Source organism: Halosolutus gelatinilyticus, from assembly GCF_023028105.1.
GTDB classification, from domain to species: Archaea; Halobacteriota; Halobacteria; order Halobacteriales; family Natrialbaceae; genus Halosolutus; species Halosolutus gelatinilyticus.
Genome location: NZ_CP095491.1, coordinates 618,418 through 638,735, shown reverse-complemented (window position 1 = coordinate 638,735; position 20,318 = coordinate 618,418). Strand labels below are relative to the sequence as shown.

The window sequence follows — 20,318 nt, the reverse complement described above, 5'->3', positions numbered from 1 at the left end:
CGCCGGTTCCCGAGGTTTCTGGTTCCCACCCTGCAATAAGGGGCGTATGGATCAGCGGACAGTCGTCGTAACCGGCGGGACGCGCGGCATCGGACGGGCGGTCGCGGACGCGTTCGCGGGCGAGGGCGCGACGGTCGTCGTCGGCTCGCGGGACGGCGACGCGATCGAGGAGACCGTTTCAGATCTCGAAGCGAGCAGCGCTAACGGAAGCGGGACCGTCGCAGGCCTCCGGACCGACGTCCGCGACGAGTTCGACGTCGAACGCCTCGTCGAGACGGCCTCGCGAACCGGCGATCGCGGCGGCCTCGACGTGGTCGTCCCCGCCGCGGGCGTCTACCACGGGACGCCCGGACGGACGCCCACCGACCGAGAGTCGTACGCGGCGTTCGACGACCACTGGCGGACGAACGCGCGCGGCGTCTTCGCGACGATCCACGAGGCCCTGCCCCACCTGAACGAGGGGGCGCGCGTGCTCGTTCCGACGGGCGCGGTCGCCCGCTCGGGGAGCCCGGGCTACGGGTCGTACGCGATCTCGAAGGCCGCCGCCGAGGCGATCGTCCGAGGGTTCGCGGCCGACACCGATTACGCGATCGGCTGTCTGGACCCCGGGCAGGTCGCGACCGATCTCGCCGGCGATTCGGGCCGCGATCCCGCGGAAATCGCGGGCATGTTCGTTTGGGCGGCGACCGACGCCGATCGGGACGCCGTCGACGGCGAGGTGCTCGGCCTGGAGGAGTGGAAACGCGCGACCCGGTGATAGCCAGCCGCCACAGGAGCCACGGTCTCGATCGAACGTCGCGTCCCTCCGGGCGCCGCGGTTCCCGTTGCAAAGGAAAGTCCAACCGTTACCTCCGCTCCGTCCCACGTCTCGCGTGATGAGCGAATCCGATCGACAGCCACTCGACGGGACGAGAGTGGGGATCTTCCTCGCCCCGGAAGGCACCGAAGAGGTAGAGTTCACCGAATCGAAACGGGCCGTTTCCGACGCCGGCGCGAGCGTCGACGTTCTCGGAAGCGAGCGCGACGAGGGGCAGACCGTCAACAACGACCTCGAGTGGAGCGAGTCCTACGAGATCGATCGCACGTTCGACGAGGTCTCCGCGGACGAGTACGACGCGCTGATCGTCCCCGGCGGAACGGTCGGCGCGGACACGCTCCGGACCGACGAGGACGCGGTCGCCCTCTTGCGCGAGCACCGCTCGGAGGGTAGGCCCGTCGGCGTCATCTGCCACGGCCTGTGGACGCTGATCGAGGCGGACGTCGTCGAGGGTCGAACCCTGACGTCGTACCCCAGCCTGCAGACCGACGTTCGCAACGCCGGCGGGGAGTGGGTCGACGAGGAGGTTGTCGTCGACGCCGGGCTCGTCACCAGTCGGAATCCGGACGACCTCGACGCGTTCTGCGACGCGATCGTCGAGGAGTTCGCGGCCGCGGAGTAACCGTCCTCCGCCGGAGATTTCCTGCTTCCCGTCGGCCTCGATCGCCTCGAGACGCCGTTCGACCCTCGAGATCTCCTCGCGGAGTCGTTCGATCTCCTGTCTGAGTCCCCGTCGGACGTGAACGGGTGGATCGCTCGCGGCCTGCATACAACTACTTGCTAGAACAGTTGGAACGTTGCTATCAGAGCCCGACTCCGTTTCTGTGCTCCCTTCCAGCGGCGTCGCTCGCCGATCGTCGGAGCGGCTCCGATCGGAAACGCGTTTCTACTCGGGAGAAGCGGCGTCGTGGACGGGCCGAGAGTATCAGTCGATGTGGCCTTCGCGGCGGAGTTGGTCGGCGTCCTGGCTGGTGTATCGCCACTCGATCGTGGCCTTCTCGTCCTGCCAGTCCCAGGGTTCGGCGACGACGATGTCGTCCTGTTCGATCCAGGTTCGGTACTTCATCCGACCGGGAATGCGACCGAGGCGTTCCTTGCCGTCTTCGCACCGAAGCTGCACGTGGTTGCCGCCGAGGTGTTCCGTAACGACGGCGAATACTTCGTCGTTGTTGGGCATCCGAAGGTTACGTCGCCCTGTTTCTTCTGTCACAAGGGTACTACGAGCGGGGGACGTTTAAATCATTGGAGGGGCGTGGTACCACACGCCGCGCTCCTGAAAATTCGTTCACTGCGCCTCGACAGTCGTCGATACGCGATTGTCGATTCGCGGTTAGAGTTCACGATCGGAATCCGGATTTTCGAGTTCCCACAGCAGTTCCGGCAGGAAGGCGTCGAGGTGGTCGATAACCGATCGATCGCTGACGTTCAGCCCCTCACAGTGATCGTGCGCCGAGTCGCGGATGTCCACGTGGAGGTCGCCGCCTTCGAGCCAGACCCCGAGCGGAAAGACCGAACACCGCGTCGGCTTCCAGTCCGCTTCGAGGTGCAGGCTACAGAGACCGTCCTCCCGCAGGAAGGCGCAAGCGTGGCCGTCCTCGGCGACGTGCTCCCCGCGCTCTTTCGGCTCGCGGGTGACGAACTTCTCGCCGCGAAAGTCGGTCGTCGTCTCCGCGAGGTTCGCCCGCTGGGCGAGTTCGAGTAAGTCCCGATCGTAGAGCAACACGCCGTGGTGGCAACACCAGGTGCAGTCGTCGACGCACTCGAAGGTCAGGTCGGGATCGAACTCGACGACGACCTCCCGATCGGGATAGACTTCCACGCGGCGCGGGGCGTCGGCGCTCACGATCGAGTCGAGGAGCCGCGATCGGAAGTGCCTTTCTTCCCGTCTCGATTCGCATCCTGACGATTCGACCGAGCCGTCGATCGAGCCCGATGGCTCCGAAATGCCGCGTTTCGATCGCCGTCCAGTCTTCGAGGCGAACGGGATGGACGGTCGAAACGAATCGGTCCGTCGACGCACCGGGGCGGGGTCCGCGAGGGAGTTAACACTCGGCGGACGAACACTCAGCCGTCGTCGATAACACCGACGACCGGATTTCTTCGTCATCGAGCGCTCCGATCCGCGTGACGGAACTGTTACAATCGAAGAAGTGACACGGCACTCGCAACGTGTGCCGGGTCTCGGCGGCCGGAACGCGCACCTCGACGAGGTATGCCGACGGCTGCAGAAGCGAGACGACGAGCGCAGTGTCGTCCGGTATCGCGTACGTTTCGCGGTGAACCACCGATTCCGCCGCCGAGTCGATAATTCGGAGGTCGATTTCGGGCTCAGCCGCCGCGTTCCACACGGCCACGTCGTGGGGTCTGTACTCGTCGGCTACCCCCCTACGACTTCCGATCGCTACTTCTTCGTACGTCGCTGTCGGGCTGAACTCGTCCAGACCCCCGGAGTTGACCGGATACTCCGACGGGGAGTCGGGGATGTCGACGTCGGCCGCGTCGCCGCCGTCGTCGGACTCTCCGGCGGCGACGCCGTCGAGACACGCCGCGAACGGGATGGTGAGGGCCACTCCGGCGCCAGCGAGGAGGGTTCGGCGATTCATTGGCGGACGATTCCGAACCCGCACGAATAACTATTCGGGAAGCTCAAACCGTGATTTTACCGAACCGCGCCCCCAGGGTGCGACACGGGGTCGAATCGATCGGGTCAGTCCGTCACCTCCAGTTGCAACTCGTCCGATCGGCAGAGTTCGACGATTCGATCTTCCAGCTCCTTCGTTTGCGTTCGATGCGATCCGAGATTGATCTGCAAGAGCCCGGCGCCGCCGCCACCGGCAAGAATCGTGATCCGTAACGTCCCTTCCTCCTCGGCGTCGAAGATCACCGTCGCCTGTTGATCCGAGTTGTTCCGGAGGTAGTAGCGTTCGACGGCGATCACGTCGAATCCGTCGCCGTCGTACCACTCCACGGCACCCTTTCGCTCCCGTCGCAACTCCTCGTAGAGCGCGCCCGGCAGTTCGGTCACCGACGATCCGTGAACGCTGAACTCCCGTTTGTTCATCTACGCTATCGTGTTTCACCGGTGATAAATACCGTTACTGATCGGTTCGAGTCGGACAATCGGCGAAATATTGCCTCGATTTACCGCAGTATTTTTACACGATCGCCGAGATTCGAAGGGACGGTGAACGGGATTTCGTCCGTGTTACTTCCGAGTATGATCGGATTTGGGGTCGGATACCTGCTCGCGGGACCACTGGGGATCGTCCTCGGGTGGTTTTCCGTCATGATCCTCGCGACGATACTGTACCGGATCGACGAACTCGAACGCCGTGTCGAGGAACTCGAATCACCGCCGTCGGGTTCGAACGACGGGGAATAAGGACCGGTAGCGAACGGCCAGGTCTCGGAGTAGTATTCCACGGAATCGCCTGTGAGATCGGATATCGGGACTTGGGAATCGATAGTAGACGATCCGCCGCTCAAGATGCCGTTTTCGGACGCGGACACCACGAAGGGGCTAGCGCTGTCCCGGATTGAATAGGTTGACGGCTCGGGCGGCGTTCACGGTTCTCGGCGATTCGGGCACCGATCGCCCCTATTCGATCGACTCGACCACGGTGTTCCGCAGGGTTCCGAGCCCCTCGTACGTGATCTCGACGGCGTCGCCGTGTTCGATCAGGCCGGGGTTCGCCGGACTGCCGAACGCGACGACGTCGCCCGATCGGAACGTGAACCGCTTCGAGAGGTACGAGACGATTTCGTACGGATCGAACAGCATCAGTTCGGTGTTCGCTTCCTGTCGCCGCTCGCCGGCGACGTCGGTTCGCATCTCGATCGCCGTCGGATCGACGTCGGTTTCGATCCAGGGGCCGAGCGGACCGGAGCCGTCGAAGGCCTTTCGTGCGGTGCGACCCTGCTGGTCGAGCGCGTCCACGTCGTTCATGATCGTGTAGCCGCGGACGACGTCGGTAACCTCGTCTTCGGGGACGTCGTGACAAGGTTCGTCGATGACGGCCGCGAGTTCGCCGGCGTAGGTCAGTTCGTCGGTAAAGTTCGGGTAGGGGATCGGGTCGCCGTGGCCGAGCAACGAGGCCGGCGGCTTGATGAAGAAGTCGGGTTCCTCCGGTCGCTCGTACGCCATCTGGTCGAGTGTCGCCGCGTAGTTCCGGCCGACGCAGTACAGCGCCGAGGGTTCGCAGGGCGGCAGAAGACGGCTCTCGTCGATCTCGTACGTTCCATCGTCGGCGTGAACGACGCCGTCTTCGTACCGACCGACGACCGGGCCGTCGTCAGTCGCGATTCTCGCCAGTCGCATGGCCGGCACTGGGGATGCCGACGGATTAGTCCTACCGGTGTCGGACCGAATTGAGATTCAATCCTCGGCGTTCTCGACCTCCCAGCCGAGTGAGAGCGTGATCTCCTCGCGATCGCCGCCGAGCATCGGCGATCGTTCCTCGACCTCGATGCCGTACTCGACGATCGACGCGGGCAACAGGCGCAGCGTCTTGTTTCCGACGTGAACGTCCGCCGGTCCCTCGCCGCGGAGTTCGCGCGCGACCTCTTGCAGGAGATCCGCCGCTTCGTCGCGGGTGACCTCGTCCGTGGTGCTGGTGGTATCGGCCATGGGGAACCTGGCACCGAGAAGGCAAAAATAGGTTGGCGCGGAACAGGCAGGGCCGGCGCCGACGGTTTCGACGGCGCAGCGCGAGCTCACCGATGGGTGCGATCGAGGTACCGGCACCGGGTATTCGCCTACGCCGACCCGTCGAGGTCGAACCGATCGAACATCGCCATCTGTAGGATTTTCTGGCCCAGGTACGCGAGCGCGCTCTCGAGTCCCACAACGGCGTCGTGAAAACGTTGGAGGAACCGATCGGCGAACCCCCCATTTTCGGGATCGACGCCGAGCGGGTTCGATCGGATCGGCGAGTCGATCGCGTTGCTCGTCCGTCGGATCGAGACTATCACCGGTCTCGGCGCTCGCACACCGGATCGCCTTCGGGGTCCTCGGCGGACTCACGTTCTGGGCGACCGGCAGCCTTCCTTGCGTTCGGGATCAGCGCCGCCAGTCTGATCTTCCTGAACCTGAGCATCACCGAAGATTACGCCATCTTTCAGGTGCCGGTTCCTGTCACGCACCACGTCATGCTCCCGGCGGCCACGGCACCGATGGCCTACGCTGGACTCACGCTAGCCGACGCGACCCCGAGCACCGCCCAGGCCGAACTTCTGTTGCTCGAAGCGATCGCCCTGGGCGCCGTCTTCGGCATCCTCGGCGGCCTGCTCGGCGAGCTGTCCCAGCGGATCTTCTACATGCACGGCGACACCCACTGGGACCCACCCGCGACTAGCATCGTGATGACGACGTTCCTCATCGCCCTCCTCGCCCTGGTCGGCGTCTTCCCGTCGTCAGGCTGGATACCGCTCCCGGTCTGAGCCGATCGTCGGGCCTGCACCGCTCCTCTCGGTCGCCGTTGTTACGAGCAAACGTTATCTTGCTATGTGACCACACCTCAGTTGGGAACATGAAGAAGCTCATTAACGATCCCGAGAACGTCGTCGACGAGATGCTAGAGGGGATGCTCACGGCTCACGATCTGCGACGACTCGACGGCACTGAGGTCGTCGTACGGAGCGACGCGCCGGTCGAGGGGAAAGTCGGCATCGTCTCGGGCGGCGGCAGCGGCCACGAGCCGACCCACGCCGGCTACATCGGCGACGGAATGCTCGACGGCGCGGCCGCCGGAGCGGTGTTCACGTCGCCCACCGCCGACCAGTTGAGCGAGATGGTCCAGGCCTGCGACGGCGGCGAGGGCGTCTTCTGCGTCGTCAAGAACTACGAGGGAGACGTGATGAACTTCGAGACGGCCATGGAGATGGCCGAGATGGAGGCCGACACCGAGGTCGAGTACGTCGTCACCAACGACGACGTCGCGGTCGAGGACTCGCTGTACACCTCCGGCCGTCGCGGCGTCGCCGGGACGGTCTTCGTCCACAAGATCGCCGGCGCGATGGCCCACCGGGGCGGCGACCTGGCGGAGGTAAAACGCGTCGCCGAGAAGGCGAACGAGAACGTCGGCACGATGGGAATGGCGCTGACGTCCTGTGTCACCCCCGACAAAGGAGAGCCGACGTTCGACCTCGGCGACGACGAGATCGAACTCGGGATCGGCATCCACGGCGAGCCGGGGACCCAGCGCACCGAGCACATGTCCGCGGACGAGATCACCGACCACCTCACCGAGGCCGTCCTCGAGGACCTCGACCTCGACGCGGGGACGGAGGTCGCGACCATGGTCAACGGCATGGGCGGCACCCCGCTGATGGAACTGTACGTCGTCAACCGCCGCCTTCAGGAGATTCTCGACGATCGCGGCCTCGAGACGTGGGACGCTCGGGTCGGCGATTACATGACGTCGCTCGACATGATGGGCTGTTCGATCACGGTGCTCGAACTCGACGACGAACTCAAGGAACTCCTCGCGTACCCGGCGGAGACGCCCGGCCTAACGGTGGTCGACTGATAGATGAGCGACGACAGGCAGGACCTTGAGACCCAGTCCGAGGCCGTCCGCGAGGCGGTCGCGACGATCGCGAATCGACTCGCCGACGAGAAGACGCACCTGACCGATCTCGACTCCGCGATCGGCGACGCGGACCACGGCGCCAACATGGATCGAGGCTTCCAGACCGCGCTCGAGCGCGTCGAGGAGACCGACGGCGGCCCCGCGACGCTCGTCAAGACGACCGGAACCGCGCTCGTCTCCGCGGTCGGCGGCGCCTCCGGGCCGCTCTACGGCGGGTCGCTGATGAAGGCGAGCCAGGAACTCGAAGACGGGATCACCGCCGAGTCGACGGTTGCGTTCGCCGAACGCTACCTCGAGACGGTCGAAGAGCGGGGCAAAGCCTCGGTGGGCGACAAGACGATGCTCGACGCGCTCACCCCTGCCGTCCACACCTACAAGAAGTCGATCGAAGTCGACGACTGTGAGCCGGTCGAGGCGCTCGGCAAGGCCGTCGACGCCGCCCGCCGCGGCGTCGAGTTCACGACGCCGCTTCGCGCGCGAAAGGGCCGCGCCTCCTACCTCGGCTGGCGATCGGTCGGTCACCAGGACCCGGGAGCGACGAGCACGCTGTACCTGCTCGAGGAACTGCTCGACGTAGCGACGGAGTACGCCGATGCGACGGTCGAGATCGACGCCGAAGCGAACGTCGATCCCGGGGCGGTAGACGACCCGGAGGGCGACATCGAAGACGCCCGTGCGGACGGGGACGAATGATGGTCGGGATCGTTATCGTCTCGCACAGCCAACGGGCTGCCGAAGGTATCCGTGAGATCGCCCAGGAAATGGGTGCCGACGCCAGTATCGAAGCCGTCGGCGGCACCGAGGACGGCCGCATCGGCACGACCTCGGAGCCGATTCGCGAGGCGATCGAACGGCTCGCCAGCGGTGACGGCGCCGGCGACGCTGAGGACGGGGCTGCCGACCGCGACGGCGTCGTCGTCCTCGTCGATCTCGGCAGCGCCGTCATGAACGCCGAACTCGCGATCGAGGAAACGGACGTCGACGCGGTCATCGCCGACGCGCCGGTGCTGGAGGGAGCGCTCAACGCCGCCGTCGCGGCGACCTCGGCGAACGCGACCGTCGAGTCGGTTCGCGAGGCCGCCGAGGACGCCGGCGACATCTCGAAGGTGTAGCGTCGCCACTTCGGGGATCGGGTTCGCGACGAACGCGGCGGGAATCGGCGTCGCGGCATCGGTTCGCGTCCGTACGGTCCGGTCACGCCAGTTGCTGCTACTCCTCCAGGACGAGATACGTCCGCGCACCGCGCTGTTCGAGCGATACTCGATCGGTATCGACGTTCGATCGGACGAACGACTCGATGCCCGCCGCGTGCAGGTCAGTGACGTCGATCCGCCGCTGTTGGCGTCCGCTGTCCGCCGTCACTCGTTCGTCCGTCGATCGGCGCTCGCCGGTTCCGTCCACGATCAGTGCCATACCGTTCACTCGGAGCGACAGTACGTCAAACCGATCCGTCCGGAGTGAAAGTGAAAGTACTGGACTGACCCGGTCTGGCGCCGACCTCTCAGCGTCCGTCCCCGATCTGCCGTGACGATCTAGCCGAGCGGCTTGACCTCGACCTGGTGGGTGGCACCGTCGGCTTGGATCGTCACGACGTCGACGATCGATTCGCGGGCGCGGGCCCGCCACGCCTCGATCGCCTGCGCGTACCGCTCTCGGATGCGTTCGGCGTCCTCGTCCTCGGCTTCGAGCGTCTCCTCGAACCGAGGGTACGCCGCCACGACGTCGTCCGCGATGACGGCTTCGGGGGAGACGTGAACCGCGCCGGTCAGTTCGGCGTCGTCGACGCGATAGACGTGAATCCGAGCCCGCATCCGGCCGTGAAACGGGGGCGTCACTCGAAGAACGGCGTCGCCGGGGTTCTCCCGGCCGTATACGTACGCGTTTACGGCGTCGTCAGGGGATACTGCGAGCGAACGGATCGCCGTCGGATCGTCCTCGGCCATCCCGTGGCCCTAGGGCTCGCAGGAGGTTAGCTACGGTGGTCGCCCAGGTCGCGAGGCGCTCCTCGCCGCAGGGTCGCGACCGGCTTACCGATCGCCCGCCTCCTCGATCGGGGGTCGGAACACCTCGGTCCGGACGTCGGTCGTGACGCCGTAGCCCGCGTTCGCGACCGATGCCGGCGGGTCCGCGTCGGCTCCGGCGTAGTGCGCTCGCAGCGACGTTCGGACGGCGTCGCGGACGCAGGCGCGGGTCGCCGCGCCGACTTCGGTGGCGCTTCCCGAGAACGCGGCGCGCTCCCCCGTCGGATCGTGACCGACGACGATCGCGTCCGTCGTCGTCCCGGGAAACCCGGTCTCAGCGAGCAGCGTCGCCGCCTTCGCCTCCGCGGCCACCGCGATCACGTTGGCGAGCGCGCCGTCGGCCAGCGACCGGGTCGCGCCGACGAGGACGTTGACGGTCCCCACCGTCGGATCGGTTTCGTCCGCCTCGATAGCGCGGTCGAGGGCCGTCCCGTCCGACGGCTCGATCGGCAGCGCCGCCGGGTTCGAGAGTCCGGCCGTCGCGTAGGCCGTGACGGGACCGCAGCGCGCGCCGCGGGCGTCGGCGACGTCGACGCCGGTGAACAACGCGGGCCCGCCGTCCGCGTCGTCGAATCCGGCGCCCGAGAGCCGATCGGCCGCGTAAACACCGAGATCCGTTTCGCCCCAGCCGTCCGGAACCGAGACGTTGTACGCGGCGTCGGCGGCGATGCGGCCGCCGCTCCACCCGGTCGACAGCCACTCCGTTCCGGGGCGACGAACCCGGAGGACGCCGGCGCGACAACACGCCTCGTACGCGTCCTCGGTTACCGCCGGCACCCGGTCGCCGTCAGCCTCCTCGGGCATGGTCGTCGAGGCCGAGCGCGGCGAGCAGTCGATCGTTCGCGTCGCCGTCCTTGACCGCGACGCGGACGTGCGAGTCGAGCCCCCGGAACGTCGTCGCGTCGCGGATCGCGACCCCCGCGTCGCGCGCCCACGCGATCGCGGTCGAGACGTCGCGATCGCCGACGTCGCACAGGAGGTACGGCGCGTCCGACGGGCGAACGTCGAACGCTCGTTCGAGCGCCGCTCGCAGCCGACTGCGCTCGCTTGCGACCCGCTCGCGGGTCTCCCGGACGAACGCCCCCTGCCGGAGACAGTACGCGCCGACGCGGGCCGCGGGGGTTCCCAGCGACCACGCCCGACGGCCGGTCTCGAGCGCGTCACGGCGATCGCCCGACGTGACGGCGAATCCCGCGCGGAGCCCCGGCAAGCCGAACAGCTTGGTGAGCGATCGGGCGACGATCACGTTCGGCGCGTCGAGACGGGCCGCCGACGGCAGGTCGGTGAACCCGAGAAACGCCTCGTCGACCAGCAGCGCCGTTTCCGACTCCCCGCAGCGATCGGCGAAGGCCGCCAGCGCGTCGGGGTCGGCCGCCTCGCCGGTGGGGTTGTTCGGCGTGCAGACGATCGCCGCCGCGCAGTCGTCGAGGACGTCGCGCCCCGTCGCCAGCGCGTCCTCGTGGTGGACGAACAGCGGCGTCGCTCCCTGGAGGCGGACTTCGCGGGCGTACTCGCCGAAACTCGGGTACGGCACGAGCGCTCGATCGCCGGGCCCGAGGACGCTCTCCAGGGCCAGCCTGATCGCCGCCAGACCGCCGGGAGTCGGGATCACCCGATCGGGATCGCAGCCGACGAACGCGGCCGCGGCCTCGCGGAACGCCGCGTAGTCGTCGTCGGGGTAGCGCCGGGAGGCGTCGAGCGCCGCCGCGTAGACGTCCCCGACGCCGTCGGGCGTCTCGGGGTTCGTGTTCGCCGAGAAGTCGAGCAGGTCCCGATCGGGCTCGCCGCCGTGGGGAACGCGCTCGACGGCCCGGATCGCGTCAGGATCCACGATCGGCCTCCGGGTTCGCGTCCGCCGCTCCCTCGGAGTCGATTCCGAGTCGCGCGCACACGGTCTCGACGCGGTCCCTGACCGCGCCCATCCCACCCTCGGGAACGAGCGAGAGCGCGCCGCCCATCGCGACCCCTTCCTTGGCTTCGCCCGCGCCGTAGCGCCGCATCGCGACGTGATCGCGACCGTCGAAGCCGGGGTCGGTCACGACGAGGTCGCAGTCGAGCCGATCGCAGGCCGCCGCGAGGTCGTCGCCCCGCTCGTCCGCGACGAAGGACGTGGTCGCGATCGACAGCGGCGCGTCGATCCCGGCGTGGCGCAGCAGGGCGGCGACGGCAACCATCTGGGTGCCGCCGGCGAGGGTCACGTCGGCGCCGGACTCGAGCGCGCCGGCCGCGATCCCCATCGCGGTCGGCTGGACGGGATCGCCGACCGCTTCGATCGCGCCGATCGGCGCTCCGTCGCACGCGCCCGGCTCGAGGTCGCTCGCCGCGAGCGCCTCGTCGACGACCCGCCGCTTGCGTTCGATCGGGTTCTCGGGCAGCGACGACGAGACGCCCGCCGGTTCGCCGAGCGCGGTGAGAACGCCGAGCGCGGTCGTGGTTCCGCCGGGAACCGTCTCGCCGACCACGACCTCGTCGTCCGGGAGGCGCGATCCGTAGCCGCGCGCTCGATCGTAAACCACGGCCGCGTCGGTAACGGCCGTCTCCTCGCGAACGTCGGCCCCAGGCGCGACGCCGAGGTCGACCGTCGGCGCGGCCGTCGGCTTCGCCAGGCCCGCGTCGATAACGGTGACGTCGAAGCCGACCGCCTCGCGGACGGCGCGCGTGATCGCCGCCGGTGTCGGGCAGCCGTTCGGACTCACGGGGGTGACGGGCGCGGCCGTCGGCTCCCCGTAGACGAGGATCTCGACGTCCGCCGAGGGCGTGTGTTCCATCAGTTCCGGGGCGGCGCCGGCGGCACTGATGCCGTCGATCAGCGCCGTCTCGGTCGTTCCCGCGGGGAGGATCACGCGCACCGATCGTCACCTCCGCGAGCCGGGTCGATCGCGTCGCCGCGAGCGAGGGCGGCCGCGACGGCGGCGTCCGTTCGTCGGTTCACGTTCACTGCGAGCCGTGGGTCGTAAGAGGCGTGCGTCATGGTTCGATCAGTACTGCCGACGACGTTGACCCCGGTCGGCACGAGGTGGGTTTCGGGTTCCAGGCGAGAATCGACGCTGACGCCGAGTCGACGCTTGAGCGCGACAGGGACGGAGACGGTCAGAGACGGCGCGTATGCGCCCCCGTCGCGCCCGTCTCCGTGGCGGTCGAGCGCGCGATCGATCACCGGTGCCGCGAGCAGCGGCAGGTCCGCCGCGACGGTGAGGACCGGCGGCTCGATCGCCGGCCGATCGAGGACCGTCAGGAGGTCGTCGACGTACCCGTCGCCGGGCGTCTCGATCGTCGGGACGGGAGCCGGGACCGCGGCCCCGCTATCGACACGGGCCCGCGTCTCCGGCGCGTTCGGCGAGACGGCGGCGTACACGGTTTCCGCGCGGCTCTCCGCGAGCGCCGCCAGGACCCGATCGATCATGGGGACGCCGTCGATCGGGTGCAGCGGCTTCTCGTGGGAGCTTTCGAGGCGCGTACCCGCGCCGCCGCACATCACAACAGCGTCCACGCGATCACCCCCGCGTGCGCGCCCGCGACGCGCCCGATCTCGTTGGCCGCGCCGAAGATGTCACCGCTGATCCCCCCGAGATTTCGGTTCGCCCACGTCCAGGGCGCGCCGATCCCCGCGACGGCGCCGCCCAGCGCGATCGCGGCCGCCGGATGCGGCCACGTGAGCGCAATCGCCGGCAGGGCGACGATCGCGGGCGCGACGAACGATCCGGAGGAAACGGCCGCGGTAAACTGTCGCCCCATCCCCTCGTAGCCCGCGGTCCCGAAACAGGCCAGCGCGGCCGTCCCGAGTTTCGTCCCCACCTCGGCCGCGAGCGCGGTCCCGACCGCCGCGCGGACGGGGAGGCCGGCGAGGCCGAGCCCCGCGAGCGCGAGCGCGACGATCGTCAGCGAGACGGCGAGCAGCGCGCCGACGCCGGTCGTCGTGTCCTTCAGCACCTCGCGGCGCCGATCGACGTCCCCGTGGACGACGAGCGCGTCGCCGAGGTCCGCGACGCCGTCGAGGTGGTGGATCCCCGTCACGGCGTAGACCGCGAGGACGTATCCCAGCGCGACGGTCGCCGCGGACAGCGTCTCCGCGGCCAGGAACGGGACCGCGGCGATCGCACCCGCGACGAACCCGACGATCGGAAACGCGACTGGAGTCTCGCGGAACGCTTCCCAGTCGCCCTCGCGGTAGGGAACGGGGAGTCGCGTCAGGAAGCCGGTCGCCCCGCGTACGGCGCCGAGCCAGCGTCGAATCACGGTCGCCGCGCCACCTCCGGCCGAGCGGCGGACTGGATCCACGCGGGTGACCGGCCGTCGATCGCGAGGGCGACGCCGATCGCGAGAGCGACGCCGATCGCGACCGCCGCGATGGCCGCCACCCCCACGAGCGCGACGGCCCGTTCGCCGTCGTCGATCGTCGGCAGCGGCCGATCGGGGTTGAGGTCGTAGACGTCGGGCTTGTGCAGTCGCACCGCGAGCGCGCAGGCGAGCGTCGCCATCGGCCACCCGGAGTTGGGCGACGGCGGCGCTCGCGCCCACTCGCTCGCGCGAACGAGCGCCGCGGGGTCGGCCGCGGCGACGGCGATCGCGACCGCGGCGACCCGGGCGGGGAGCCACATGACCGCGTCGTCGAGGCGGGCGCTTCCGGTCCCGATCGGCTTCGAGGGGTAGCCGAGCATCGAGTCCAGCGTGTTGACGCCCTTCACCCACGCGGCGGCGGCGGCCGCGGCCGGCAACGATATCGGGGCGAGGACGGCGAACGGGAGCAGGGTCGCGACCAGCCCGTCCGCGAGGTTCTCGCCGGCGCTCTCGATCGCCGCGCTGCGGATCTCGGCCGCCGACAGCGCCGACGCGTCCCGGCCGACGAGGCCGCGAACTCGCTCTCGGGCCGTCTCGAGGTCGGTCGCGGTCGCGACGACGACCTCCTCGGTGAGTTCGAGCAGCGCTCGCAGGCTGCTCGTCAGGTAGAGGACGAGTCCCGCGGCGACCGCGCCCGCGGTCGGATCTGCGATCGCCGCCGCGAGGACGACGCCGCCCGCGGCGCCCGCGGGGACCAGCGGCGCGATCAGGGCGATCGCGATCCCGATCGCGCGCTGGACGCGCTCGTCGTCGTGCCACGCCCGATCGAGCGCGTCGACGAGCCGACCGAACCACGCGACCGGGTGGGCGACGTTCGGCGGCTCGCCGAGCAGGAGATCCAGGCTGAACGCGAGGGCGACGACGGCGAGCGTCACGATCGTCACGGGCGCAGCCCCCTCCGATCGGTCGGACCGGGCGGCGCGGTCATGGCCCGTCTCCGGACTCCAGCGCCGCCAGTCGGTCCGGGATCGCGTCGATCGCGCCCGTCTCGAGCAGCAGCGCCGTTCCGCCGACGGCTTCGACGCCGCCGTCGGTCGTCGGATCGTCGCCGACGTGGACGAGCGCGTCGGGCTCGACGCCGAGCCGGGATGCCGTCACCTCGAAGATTTCGGGCGCGGGTTTGCGCCAGCCACAGCCGACGCTCGTGACGATGGCGTCGAAGTCGTCGCGATCGAACGCGGATCTGACGAGCGTCCGACCGACCAGTTCCGGGGCGCTGCAGTTCGAACAGATCGCGATCGGACCTCGCTCCCGGGCGGCGTCGACCGCCCGGCGCGCGCCCGGTCTCGTTTCGACGGCGGGATCGAACGCGGCGACGACGGCCCGTCTCGCGACGCCGTGATCGTGGTCGACGTCGCGGCTCGCGAGCGCGCGCGAGACGTGCGCCGGGAGCGGAACCTCCGCTCCCGTCGGGGCGTCGATGTGCGATTCGCCGTAGGCGTCGTGCCAGTCGTCGGGCACGGCGACGCCGCGGGCGTCGAGTTCCGTCGCGATCGTCGCGGCCGGATCGGTCGGCCGATCGGCGATCACGAGCGTTCCGAAGAGATCGAACGATACTCCCACGTCCGTGTGACTACCGCAATCTGACTTTAATTTCGCGGTCCGAGCGGACCGGGTCCGACAGGCGACGGAGTCGCTCGGGTACGGCCGCCGCTACGACGGTATCGGCCGTGCGCTCGCGAGTCGAAGAACCGACGTCGATCAGGCGAGTCGAGCGAACGCGAGGTTGCCGGAGATGTTTTTGATGTAAATCTCGACCACGTCGCCCTCTTCGGCGCCGGGGACGAAGATCGTGTACTCGCCCTTCTCGGCGACGCCGTCGCCCTTGCGGCCGGTGCCGGTGATCTCGACGGTGTAGGTCTTGCCTTCCTCGACCGCCTCCTGTTGCTGTTGCTGCTGGCTGCTCGTCGAGCGCTTGGTGACCGGTCGGAACGCACCGCAGGCGTCACAGCGCAGCATCGGCGTGCGGTCCTCGCGGACGAGGCGGGTGTCCGGCAGGCCGCACTCCGAACAGAGGACGTACTCGTCGACGTAGGCGTCGATCGCCGCGTCGAAGTCCTGCTGGGAGAACGTCCCGTTGTACCGGCCGCGGCCGTCCTCCAGTTTGCCGCTGGTCCCCAGTTCGCGCTGGATGAACCGGTGGAGGTGTTCGTCCTCCCGCGAGAGGGTGTCGGCGACGTCACCGAGGTTCGTAAACCTGGTGAAGGCGCCGTCTTTCTGCGCCTGCGGGTCGGGAATCTGTAACCGCTCCTCGTCGCCCCCGATGTCGGGGACTTCGTCCATCGCTCGGTCGAGACTCGACTCGTAATCCATGTTCGAACGGAGTGGCCCGCGACGTAAATCCGTTCTGCTATCGTCGTTCTCGGATCCGCGAGCGCCGGTCGAGTCCCGGACGACCGGTCCCTTAGAACTGGTCGTTTCCGCTGTCGCTGATCGATCCCTGCTTTTCCTCGTCCAGTCGATCGAGGTCGCGCTCGGGGTTCGCCTCCTCGCGGCCGCCCGCTTGGCCGCTCAACTCCCCGTACACTGCCTCACGGACCTCCTCGGGGGATTCGAACTCCTCGCCGGCCAGCCGGTCGAAGACGCTGCCCAGCGACTCCGTCTCGTTCGGCATGTCAATCGTCTCGTTGCCGTACTCCGAGGCGAGCTCCTCGCTCGTGACCGGATACTCGAGTTCTCCGAGGTGACTCTCGACGTCCCGGAGGATCGATTCGCTGTGTTCCGCTCGCCGCGACTTGCGCCGCTCGGCCCGATCCTGCGCGCGATCGACGTCGGGTTCCTCGCTCATGGTCGACAGTATCACCACGCCGGGCAAAAGCCGCGGGCCGGCGATCGCGTGCCCGACGGCTCGCGGGGCCAGCGCTCACAGCTCCGTCTCCCGGACGATCCGCGCCGTTCGCTGGTCCGAGTCGATGATCGTTTCGGCGGTGACGTTGCCGCCGTCTTCGATCGCCATGGCCTCCCCGACGCCGACCTCGACCCGTTTCGTGCGGGTGACGCTGGCGCCCGCCGGGAGCCGCCCGACGGCTTCGTCGGTCTCCCAGATCGGCTTGCCGTCGGCGAAGAGCGTGACGAGCACGCGGACGTCGGTCGCGTCGTCGGACCCGACGTTCGTGACGGTCGTCGTCGCCTCGCGACACGCGAGTCCGCACTCGGAAATTTCGTAAGGTGCGAGTTCGAACGCGACGTCCGCTCCCTCGGCGCCCGGGCCGGCGGACTCGGCGGTTCGATCGGCGCGCTCGCCCGTTCGCCCGTCTCCGTTGGATCGGTCTCCGCCACCAGTCGCGGGCGTCTCGCCGATCCGCTCCCCGCTCTCGTCGGCGGTGGAACCGGCGAGGACCGCGACCGTAGTGCTCGCGAGCGCGACGACGACGGTTCGTCGGTACATTCTCGATCGTCGCAACTCGCCGCTCGCCGGTCTAGTGGCCGATCGCGTCGGCGGCCCCGCCGGAACGGACGGGTGACGGACGCGGGACGACCGCAGACCGCGCGGTGCGAGTCGCGCTGGCACGTTCTGCGGCGAGAAGCGGGATAGTGCTTCGCCCTACGTGTCCCGACCCGCTAAGTACCGTCTCGGCGACGATTCGGCGGTTGTGACGGTATCCGTACCGCGGACGCGGTCGTCCGCAACCGTCGTCGTCGCGGACGACTCGGAGGTCACCTCGGCGAGGGTGCGATCGGTCTCGCGAGGATCGACACGGTCCTTCGGAGCGCCCGCCCGGGCTTCGATCCGGAGTCCGATAAACCCGTCCGACCCCGGCTCCCGGGCTGCGATCGTCGCCGAACGCGGCCGGTCAGGAACTAATACCGTGGATCCCATACTCGTTCCATGGCCGTCATCGCCGAAATTTCGATTCGAGCCGACGAGTTTCTCCTCGGCCAGATCATCGCCGAACACCCCGGTCTGTCGGTCGAACTCGAACGCGTCGTGCCGGCGGAGAAGCGAATCATGCCGTACATCTGGGGGTACGGGTCCGACCTGGACGAGTTCGAGGCCGCGATGAGCGAGAGCCAGAACGTGAAATCGATCGCCGTCCTCGACGAGTACGACGATCGCGCGCTGTACAAGATCGAGTGGGAAGATCCGGCCGAGCAGCTGATCACCGGCATCGTCGACACGGACGCGACGATCCTCGAGGCCCACAGCGACGACGAGTGGCTGTTCCGGATCCGATTCGAGGATCACACCGGCCTCGCGCGGTTCAACCGCTACTGCATCGATCAGGACGTCACGTACCAGCTCAACCGCGTCTCGTCCCTCGCCGAGACCGACCCGAACGGCCCCGATTACGGGCTTACGGAGGCGCAGTACGAGGCGCTCTCGCTCGCCGTCGAACGGGGCTACTTCAAAGTTCCCCGCGAGGTCGAGTACGAGGAGCTCGCCGACGAGCTCGGCGTGTCGGTGCAGGCGCTCTCCGAGCGGGTGCGCCGAGGCGCGGACAAAGTCCTCGAAACGGCTTTACGTCAACCGGAGTCATGAAGCACGTAATACCGATACTCAGAGAAACCATTATTACTGAGATAAAGGCCATGAGTAGCCCGGAGTTCAGGTTTTCCCGTCCTGAGACCACCGATCGCGTATGGTCGAACAACTCCGGCTCGAGCAGGTAGAGACCCCCGAATTCGTCGACACGATTTACACTCTCTTGGCTAGTTCGCAGCGGCGAAACGTGCTTCAGTTTTTGATCGCCCGCCGCGATTCCGTGTCGATCCACCGATTGGCCGTCGAACTCGCCGCGATTGACCTGGACGTCCCCGTCGAGGACGTCACGAGCGAGCAACAGGAGAACGCGTTTCTGTCCCTGAGTCACATCCACCTGCCGTTGCTCCGCGACACCGGCGTGATCAGCTGGGATCAGGAAACGGAACAGATCGAGCTGACGTCGCTCCTGAGCCACCTGTCGGTGACGATCCCGGAATCGGGCGGACTCCTCGATGTATCCTTGTCGGATCGATCGGACCCGAGCTAGCGAGGTCACTTTCGGAAACGCGTTCAGGAAGCGCCGTAGCCGACGAGTCGGCGCTCGGGTGGCCGGTATAAACAATTATGGTGACCGCCGAGAAGCGAACCGTATGGACGTACTCCTTCACACAGGCGCCGAGCATCCGAACCTGATCTGGATCGTCGTAGCCGCCGTCCTCTCGTTCGCAGCGGGGACCGGTTTCGGAGCGTATCTGCTCAAACCGCGACTCCGGTCCAAGGGCGACTCCGACACCGCGCCGTCGAAGAACTGATCGCGCAGTACCGTTCATCGCCGTTCGTCCGTCGATCGTGACGCCGCCGGATTCTCCGACCGACCTCTCTCGAACGGACGACCGGCCTTGTTCCAGCGTCCGTCGAACCGCGTCGGACTCTCGATCGGACCCGATCGCGTACCGTTCGTATTCGGCCCTCTCGATCGCTACTCCGCGTTTACGTGTCACACCCGGGACGGTGATGTGTGCCGTCTGTCTCGGTAGCAGATGGGCATCTGCTACGACGTTCGACGTAGCGCGATCTGCGCTCTGAGACGCGTAATACGGCCGCACAAGAAATGGGATGTTATGCGACCGATCCCCTTTATCGGTCCTGCGCTACCGCTTCGTCGATCGAGACGTGTGGAAGAGCGGGATCAGCAGCACCAGAAAGATTACTCCCATCGCGGCGATCGCGAGCCAGATCGTCGAGAGCCACGCTTCGGGGATAATCCCGGCGAGTTCCGCGATCCAGAGCGCGCTGTACGCGCCAGTCACGAGCAGGCTGACGATGTATACGCGCAGCCCCCAGCGAACGGCATGGTAGAGCGTGGTCTTTGTCGCCTGGTTCGGAAGGTAGTGTTCGAGCGGCCCGATCATATTCTGTACTCTCGATCGAAAATCAGCGCCGAATCGTCCCCGTATTCGGCGATCGCGACGATTGAGACGTCGACATCGCCCTCGTGATCGCTATCCTGTCTGATCGTTACGGAGCCTCCGACTGTCCGAATCTCGTCGGCGAGCACAGAAGCACCACCTTCGAGTCGATCCGCGCCGTCAACATCGGTCGCCGTGATAGTGATCCGGTCAGCGCGCTGCATCGATACCGATGAGATGGTGATAAATCCGTCATCGGGGTCTTGGACACTATGTGATACTTCGACTGCCCCCTGTGCACCTCCACTCAGATCGTTGGCCATCCCGATAAGAAAGGTCCCGATCGACGCCGAGAGTATGACTGCAACCCCGATCAAGAGCACAGTCCCGATAACGGGATTTACAGCGCGATCGCGATCGGTACACCGAACCATGAATACGTTCTACTGGTTATCAAGTTGTCTTGAATATTGTTGCCGATCATTGAACCGCTATTTTGTCGGCATCTTTCGTCAACTGTATCGCCAGCAAGTCGACACGCGTTGGCGCGCACCGTCGGCGGCCGGTACGACACGGATGCACGGGACGCGAATCGAACGCCCTCCCTCGCGACCGATCCCTGCGACGAACTGACCGCGATCGTCGAGGACGGTCGGCGGTCGCGTGAGCCCGGCGATCGAACTGTGACGATCGTCGCCTCGAGCCTGCCCGCGCTGCGGT

Annotated in this window: 31 protein-coding genes; 10 read left to right on the top strand and 21 right to left on the bottom strand. The window is 67.6% G+C overall.

From position 1 onward, the window contains the following. Positions 1-46 precede the first annotated feature (46 nt). Positions 47-757 (top strand): SDR family NAD(P)-dependent oxidoreductase, encoded by a 711-nt coding sequence (locus MUH00_RS03260; protein ID WP_247002338.1) that lies wholly within the window; start codon positions 47-49, stop codon positions 755-757. A gap of 118 nt (positions 758-875) precedes the next feature. After that, positions 876-1,439, top strand: a complete 564-nt coding sequence (locus MUH00_RS03255) for a type 1 glutamine amidotransferase domain-containing protein (protein WP_247002337.1) — start codon at positions 876-878, stop codon at positions 1,437-1,439. Positions 1,440-1,742: 303 nt separating this feature from the next. Here MUH00_RS03255 and MUH00_RS03250 read toward each other — a convergent pair whose 3' ends face one another. The 4 genes from MUH00_RS03250 to MUH00_RS03235 form a co-directional block, all read right to left on the bottom strand. Continuing rightward, positions 1,743-1,994 (bottom strand): translation initiation factor eIF-1A, encoded by a 252-nt coding sequence (locus tag MUH00_RS03250; RefSeq protein ID WP_247004061.1) that lies wholly within the window; start codon positions 1,992-1,994, stop codon positions 1,743-1,745. A gap of 153 nt (positions 1,995-2,147) precedes the next feature. Beyond that, entirely contained in the window at positions 2,148-2,660 is a 513-nt protein-coding gene (locus MUH00_RS03245) for a YkgJ family cysteine cluster protein (protein WP_247002336.1), read from the bottom strand. Between the two features lie 199 nt (positions 2,661-2,859). After that, entirely contained in the window at positions 2,860-3,420 is a 561-nt protein-coding gene (locus MUH00_RS03240) for a hypothetical protein (protein WP_247002335.1), read from the bottom strand. Positions 3,421-3,524: 104 nt separating this feature from the next. Continuing rightward, the gene (locus MUH00_RS03235) at positions 3,525-3,878 is read right to left on the bottom strand and encodes a hypothetical protein (protein ID WP_247002334.1); all 354 of its coding nucleotides are present in this window, start codon (positions 3,876-3,878) and stop codon (positions 3,525-3,527) included. A 156-nt stretch (positions 3,879-4,034) separates the two neighbouring features. Between MUH00_RS03235 and MUH00_RS03230 the strand changes: the two genes are divergently transcribed. Beyond that, positions 4,035-4,199, top strand: coding sequence for a hypothetical protein (locus tag MUH00_RS03230; protein WP_247002333.1), 165 nt, complete (start codon positions 4,035-4,037; stop codon positions 4,197-4,199). 216 nt (positions 4,200-4,415) lie between these two features. Here MUH00_RS03230 and MUH00_RS03225 read toward each other — a convergent pair whose 3' ends face one another. The 3 genes from MUH00_RS03225 to MUH00_RS03215 form a co-directional block, all read right to left on the bottom strand. Next, on the bottom strand, positions 4,416-5,135 hold the full coding sequence (locus MUH00_RS03225; RefSeq protein WP_247002332.1) for a fumarylacetoacetate hydrolase family protein: 720 nt from the start codon (positions 5,133-5,135) through the stop codon (positions 4,416-4,418). A gap of 57 nt (positions 5,136-5,192) precedes the next feature. Beyond that, a complete protein-coding gene (locus tag MUH00_RS03220; RefSeq protein WP_247002331.1) occupies positions 5,193-5,444 on the bottom strand; it encodes an amphi-Trp domain-containing protein in 252 nt (83 codons plus the stop codon). Positions 5,445-5,572: 128 nt separating this feature from the next. Beyond that, positions 5,573-5,788, bottom strand: coding sequence for a hypothetical protein (locus tag MUH00_RS03215; protein WP_247002330.1), 216 nt, complete (start codon positions 5,786-5,788; stop codon positions 5,573-5,575). On the opposite strand from MUH00_RS03215, the gene MUH00_RS23310 reads away from it, so the two are divergent. The 4 genes from MUH00_RS23310 (at position 5,693) to MUH00_RS03195 (ending at position 8,519) form a co-directional block, all read left to right on the top strand. Then, complete coding sequence (locus MUH00_RS23310; RefSeq protein ID WP_486606287.1) at positions 5,693-6,256, top strand: DUF7973 family transport facilitator; 564 nt, start codon at positions 5,693-5,695, stop codon at positions 6,254-6,256. The two genes, MUH00_RS03215 and MUH00_RS23310, sit on opposite strands and share 96 nt — an antisense overlap. An 89-nt stretch (positions 6,257-6,345) precedes the next feature. Then, positions 6,346-7,344 (top strand): dihydroxyacetone kinase subunit DhaK, encoded by a 999-nt coding sequence (gene dhaK / locus MUH00_RS03205; RefSeq protein ID WP_247002328.1) that lies wholly within the window; start codon positions 6,346-6,348, stop codon positions 7,342-7,344. 3 nt (positions 7,345-7,347) lie between these two features. Continuing rightward, positions 7,348-8,100: a dihydroxyacetone kinase subunit DhaL gene (dhaL, locus tag MUH00_RS03200; RefSeq protein WP_247002327.1), complete on the top strand. Its 753-nt coding sequence runs from the start codon at positions 7,348-7,350 to the stop codon at positions 8,098-8,100. Continuing rightward, on the top strand, positions 8,100-8,519 hold the full coding sequence (locus MUH00_RS03195; protein WP_247002326.1) for a PTS-dependent dihydroxyacetone kinase phosphotransferase subunit DhaM: 420 nt from the start codon (positions 8,100-8,102) through the stop codon (positions 8,517-8,519). The genes dhaL and MUH00_RS03195 overlap by 1 nt, the downstream gene beginning before the upstream one ends. A gap of 97 nt (positions 8,520-8,616) precedes the next feature. Here the strand turns inward: MUH00_RS03195 and MUH00_RS03190 are convergent, their stop codons facing one another. The 12 genes from MUH00_RS03190 to MUH00_RS03135 all read right to left on the bottom strand — a co-directional run bounded on the left by MUH00_RS03190 (position 8,617) and on the right by MUH00_RS03135 (position 17,154). Next, complete coding sequence (locus MUH00_RS03190; protein ID WP_247002325.1) at positions 8,617-8,820, bottom strand: hypothetical protein; 204 nt, start codon at positions 8,818-8,820, stop codon at positions 8,617-8,619. A gap of 119 nt (positions 8,821-8,939) precedes the next feature. Further along, on the bottom strand, positions 8,940-9,350 hold the full coding sequence (locus MUH00_RS03185; protein WP_247002324.1) for a DUF8009 family protein: 411 nt from the start codon (positions 9,348-9,350) through the stop codon (positions 8,940-8,942). Between the two features lie 84 nt (positions 9,351-9,434). Next, positions 9,435-10,232, bottom strand: coding sequence for an adenosylcobinamide amidohydrolase (locus MUH00_RS03180; RefSeq protein ID WP_247002323.1), 798 nt, complete (start codon positions 10,230-10,232; stop codon positions 9,435-9,437). Next, entirely contained in the window at positions 10,216-11,259 is a 1,044-nt protein-coding gene (locus tag MUH00_RS03175) for an aminotransferase class I/II-fold pyridoxal phosphate-dependent enzyme (RefSeq protein WP_247002322.1), read from the bottom strand. Before MUH00_RS03175 ends, MUH00_RS03180 begins: the two co-directional genes overlap by 17 nt. Next, complete coding sequence (gene cobT / locus MUH00_RS03170) at positions 11,249-12,277, bottom strand: nicotinate mononucleotide-dependent phosphoribosyltransferase CobT (protein WP_247002321.1); 1,029 nt, start codon at positions 12,275-12,277, stop codon at positions 11,249-11,251. The genes MUH00_RS03175 and cobT overlap by 11 nt, the downstream gene beginning before the upstream one ends. Next, entirely contained in the window at positions 12,268-12,903 is a 636-nt protein-coding gene (locus MUH00_RS03165; RefSeq protein WP_247004059.1) for an NTP transferase domain-containing protein, read from the bottom strand. Before MUH00_RS03165 ends, cobT begins: the two co-directional genes overlap by 10 nt. Further along, positions 12,903-13,664: an adenosylcobinamide-GDP ribazoletransferase gene (cobS, locus tag MUH00_RS03160; RefSeq protein WP_247002320.1), complete on the bottom strand. Its 762-nt coding sequence runs from the start codon at positions 13,662-13,664 to the stop codon at positions 12,903-12,905. Before cobS ends, MUH00_RS03165 begins: the two co-directional genes overlap by 1 nt. After that, positions 13,661-14,650 carry an adenosylcobinamide-phosphate synthase CbiB gene (cbiB, locus tag MUH00_RS03155; RefSeq protein WP_247002319.1) on the bottom strand — a complete coding sequence of 330 codons (990 nt, stop codon included), beginning with the start codon at positions 14,648-14,650 and terminating at the stop codon, positions 13,661-13,663. Before cbiB ends, cobS begins: the two co-directional genes overlap by 4 nt. A gap of 40 nt (positions 14,651-14,690) precedes the next feature. Continuing rightward, positions 14,691-15,329: an HAD family hydrolase gene (locus MUH00_RS03150; RefSeq protein WP_247002318.1), complete on the bottom strand. Its 639-nt coding sequence runs from the start codon at positions 15,327-15,329 to the stop codon at positions 14,691-14,693. Positions 15,330-15,467: 138 nt separating this feature from the next. After that, a complete protein-coding gene (locus tag MUH00_RS03145) occupies positions 15,468-16,079 on the bottom strand; it encodes a translation initiation factor IF-2 subunit beta (RefSeq protein WP_247002317.1) in 612 nt (203 codons plus the stop codon). Positions 16,080-16,170: 91 nt separating this feature from the next. After that, complete coding sequence (locus MUH00_RS03140; RefSeq protein ID WP_247002316.1) at positions 16,171-16,554, bottom strand: DUF5789 family protein; 384 nt, start codon at positions 16,552-16,554, stop codon at positions 16,171-16,173. Positions 16,555-16,629: 75 nt separating this feature from the next. After that, the gene (locus MUH00_RS03135; protein WP_247002315.1) at positions 16,630-17,154 is read right to left on the bottom strand and encodes a hypothetical protein; all 525 of its coding nucleotides are present in this window, start codon (positions 17,152-17,154) and stop codon (positions 16,630-16,632) included. Between the two features lie 441 nt (positions 17,155-17,595). Here MUH00_RS03135 and MUH00_RS03130 point away from each other — a divergent pair, with 441 nt between their 5' ends. From MUH00_RS03130 to MUH00_RS03120, 3 genes are all read left to right on the top strand, one after another. Next, the gene (locus MUH00_RS03130; RefSeq protein WP_247002314.1) at positions 17,596-18,246 is read left to right on the top strand and encodes a helix-turn-helix domain-containing protein; all 651 of its coding nucleotides are present in this window, start codon (positions 17,596-17,598) and stop codon (positions 18,244-18,246) included. A 100-nt stretch (positions 18,247-18,346) separates the two neighbouring features. Further along, positions 18,347-18,736, top strand: a complete 390-nt coding sequence (locus MUH00_RS03125; protein WP_247002313.1) for a DUF7344 domain-containing protein — start codon at positions 18,347-18,349, stop codon at positions 18,734-18,736. A gap of 103 nt (positions 18,737-18,839) precedes the next feature. Beyond that, complete coding sequence (locus tag MUH00_RS03120) at positions 18,840-19,001, top strand: hypothetical protein (RefSeq protein ID WP_247002312.1); 162 nt, start codon at positions 18,840-18,842, stop codon at positions 18,999-19,001. A 339-nt stretch (positions 19,002-19,340) separates the two neighbouring features. Here the strand turns inward: MUH00_RS03120 and MUH00_RS03115 are convergent, their stop codons facing one another. Both MUH00_RS03115 and MUH00_RS03110 read right to left on the bottom strand, forming a co-directional pair. Beyond that, positions 19,341-19,601: a hypothetical protein gene (locus MUH00_RS03115; protein WP_247002311.1), complete on the bottom strand. Its 261-nt coding sequence runs from the start codon at positions 19,599-19,601 to the stop codon at positions 19,341-19,343. After that, positions 19,598-20,032, bottom strand: a complete 435-nt coding sequence (locus MUH00_RS03110) for a type IV pilin domain-containing protein (protein WP_247002310.1) — start codon at positions 20,030-20,032, stop codon at positions 19,598-19,600. Before MUH00_RS03110 ends, MUH00_RS03115 begins: the two co-directional genes overlap by 4 nt. Between the last annotated feature and the right edge of the window lie 286 nt (positions 20,033-20,318).

Bases quoted from the DNA above. Each gene is read 5' to 3' on its own strand.
- MUH00_RS03260 (WP_247002338.1), top strand. From the start codon at position 47: ATGGATCAGCGGACAGTCGTCGTAACCGGCGGGACGCGCGGCATCGGA.
- MUH00_RS03125 (WP_247002313.1), top strand. From the start codon at position 18,347: ATGGTCGAACAACTCCGGCTCGAGCAGGTAGAGACCCCCGAATTCGTC.
- MUH00_RS03180 (WP_247002323.1), bottom strand. From the start codon at position 10,232: ATGCCCGAGGAGGCTGACGGCGACCGGGTGCCGGCGGTAACCGAGGAC.
- MUH00_RS03195 (WP_247002326.1), top strand. From the start codon at position 8,100: ATGGTCGGGATCGTTATCGTCTCGCACAGCCAACGGGCTGCCGAAGGT.
- MUH00_RS03140 (WP_247002316.1), bottom strand. From the start codon at position 16,554: ATGAGCGAGGAACCCGACGTCGATCGCGCGCAGGATCGGGCCGAGCGG.
- MUH00_RS03225 (WP_247002332.1), bottom strand. From the start codon at position 5,135: ATGCGACTGGCGAGAATCGCGACTGACGACGGCCCGGTCGTCGGTCGG.
- MUH00_RS03185 (WP_247002324.1), bottom strand. From the start codon at position 9,350: ATGGCCGAGGACGATCCGACGGCGATCCGTTCGCTCGCAGTATCCCCT.
- MUH00_RS03130 (WP_247002314.1), top strand. From the start codon at position 17,596: ATGGCCGTCATCGCCGAAATTTCGATTCGAGCCGACGAGTTTCTCCTC.
- MUH00_RS03120 (WP_247002312.1), top strand. From the start codon at position 18,840: ATGGACGTACTCCTTCACACAGGCGCCGAGCATCCGAACCTGATCTGG.
- MUH00_RS03135 (WP_247002315.1), bottom strand. From the start codon at position 17,154: ATGTACCGACGAACCGTCGTCGTCGCGCTCGCGAGCACTACGGTCGCG.
- MUH00_RS03220 (WP_247002331.1), bottom strand. From the start codon at position 5,444: ATGGCCGATACCACCAGCACCACGGACGAGGTCACCCGCGACGAAGCG.
- MUH00_RS03255 (WP_247002337.1), top strand. From the start codon at position 876: ATGAGCGAATCCGATCGACAGCCACTCGACGGGACGAGAGTGGGGATC.
- MUH00_RS03190 (WP_247002325.1), bottom strand. From the start codon at position 8,820: ATGGCACTGATCGTGGACGGAACCGGCGAGCGCCGATCGACGGACGAA.
- MUH00_RS03110 (WP_247002310.1), bottom strand. From the start codon at position 20,032: ATGGTTCGGTGTACCGATCGCGATCGCGCTGTAAATCCCGTTATCGGG.
- dhaK (WP_247002328.1), top strand. From the start codon at position 6,346: ATGAAGAAGCTCATTAACGATCCCGAGAACGTCGTCGACGAGATGCTA.
- MUH00_RS03230 (WP_247002333.1), top strand. From the start codon at position 4,035: ATGATCGGATTTGGGGTCGGATACCTGCTCGCGGGACCACTGGGGATC.
- MUH00_RS03145 (WP_247002317.1), bottom strand. From the start codon at position 16,079: ATGGATTACGAGTCGAGTCTCGACCGAGCGATGGACGAAGTCCCCGAC.
- dhaL (WP_247002327.1), top strand. From the start codon at position 7,348: ATGAGCGACGACAGGCAGGACCTTGAGACCCAGTCCGAGGCCGTCCGC.
- MUH00_RS03250 (WP_247004061.1), bottom strand. From the start codon at position 1,994: ATGCCCAACAACGACGAAGTATTCGCCGTCGTTACGGAACACCTCGGC.
- MUH00_RS03240 (WP_247002335.1), bottom strand. From the start codon at position 3,420: ATGAATCGCCGAACCCTCCTCGCTGGCGCCGGAGTGGCCCTCACCATC.
- MUH00_RS03115 (WP_247002311.1), bottom strand. From the start codon at position 19,601: ATGATCGGGCCGCTCGAACACTACCTTCCGAACCAGGCGACAAAGACC.
- MUH00_RS03235 (WP_247002334.1), bottom strand. From the start codon at position 3,878: ATGAACAAACGGGAGTTCAGCGTTCACGGATCGTCGGTGACCGAACTG.
- MUH00_RS03165 (WP_247004059.1), bottom strand. From the start codon at position 12,903: ATGTGCGGCGGCGCGGGTACGCGCCTCGAAAGCTCCCACGAGAAGCCG.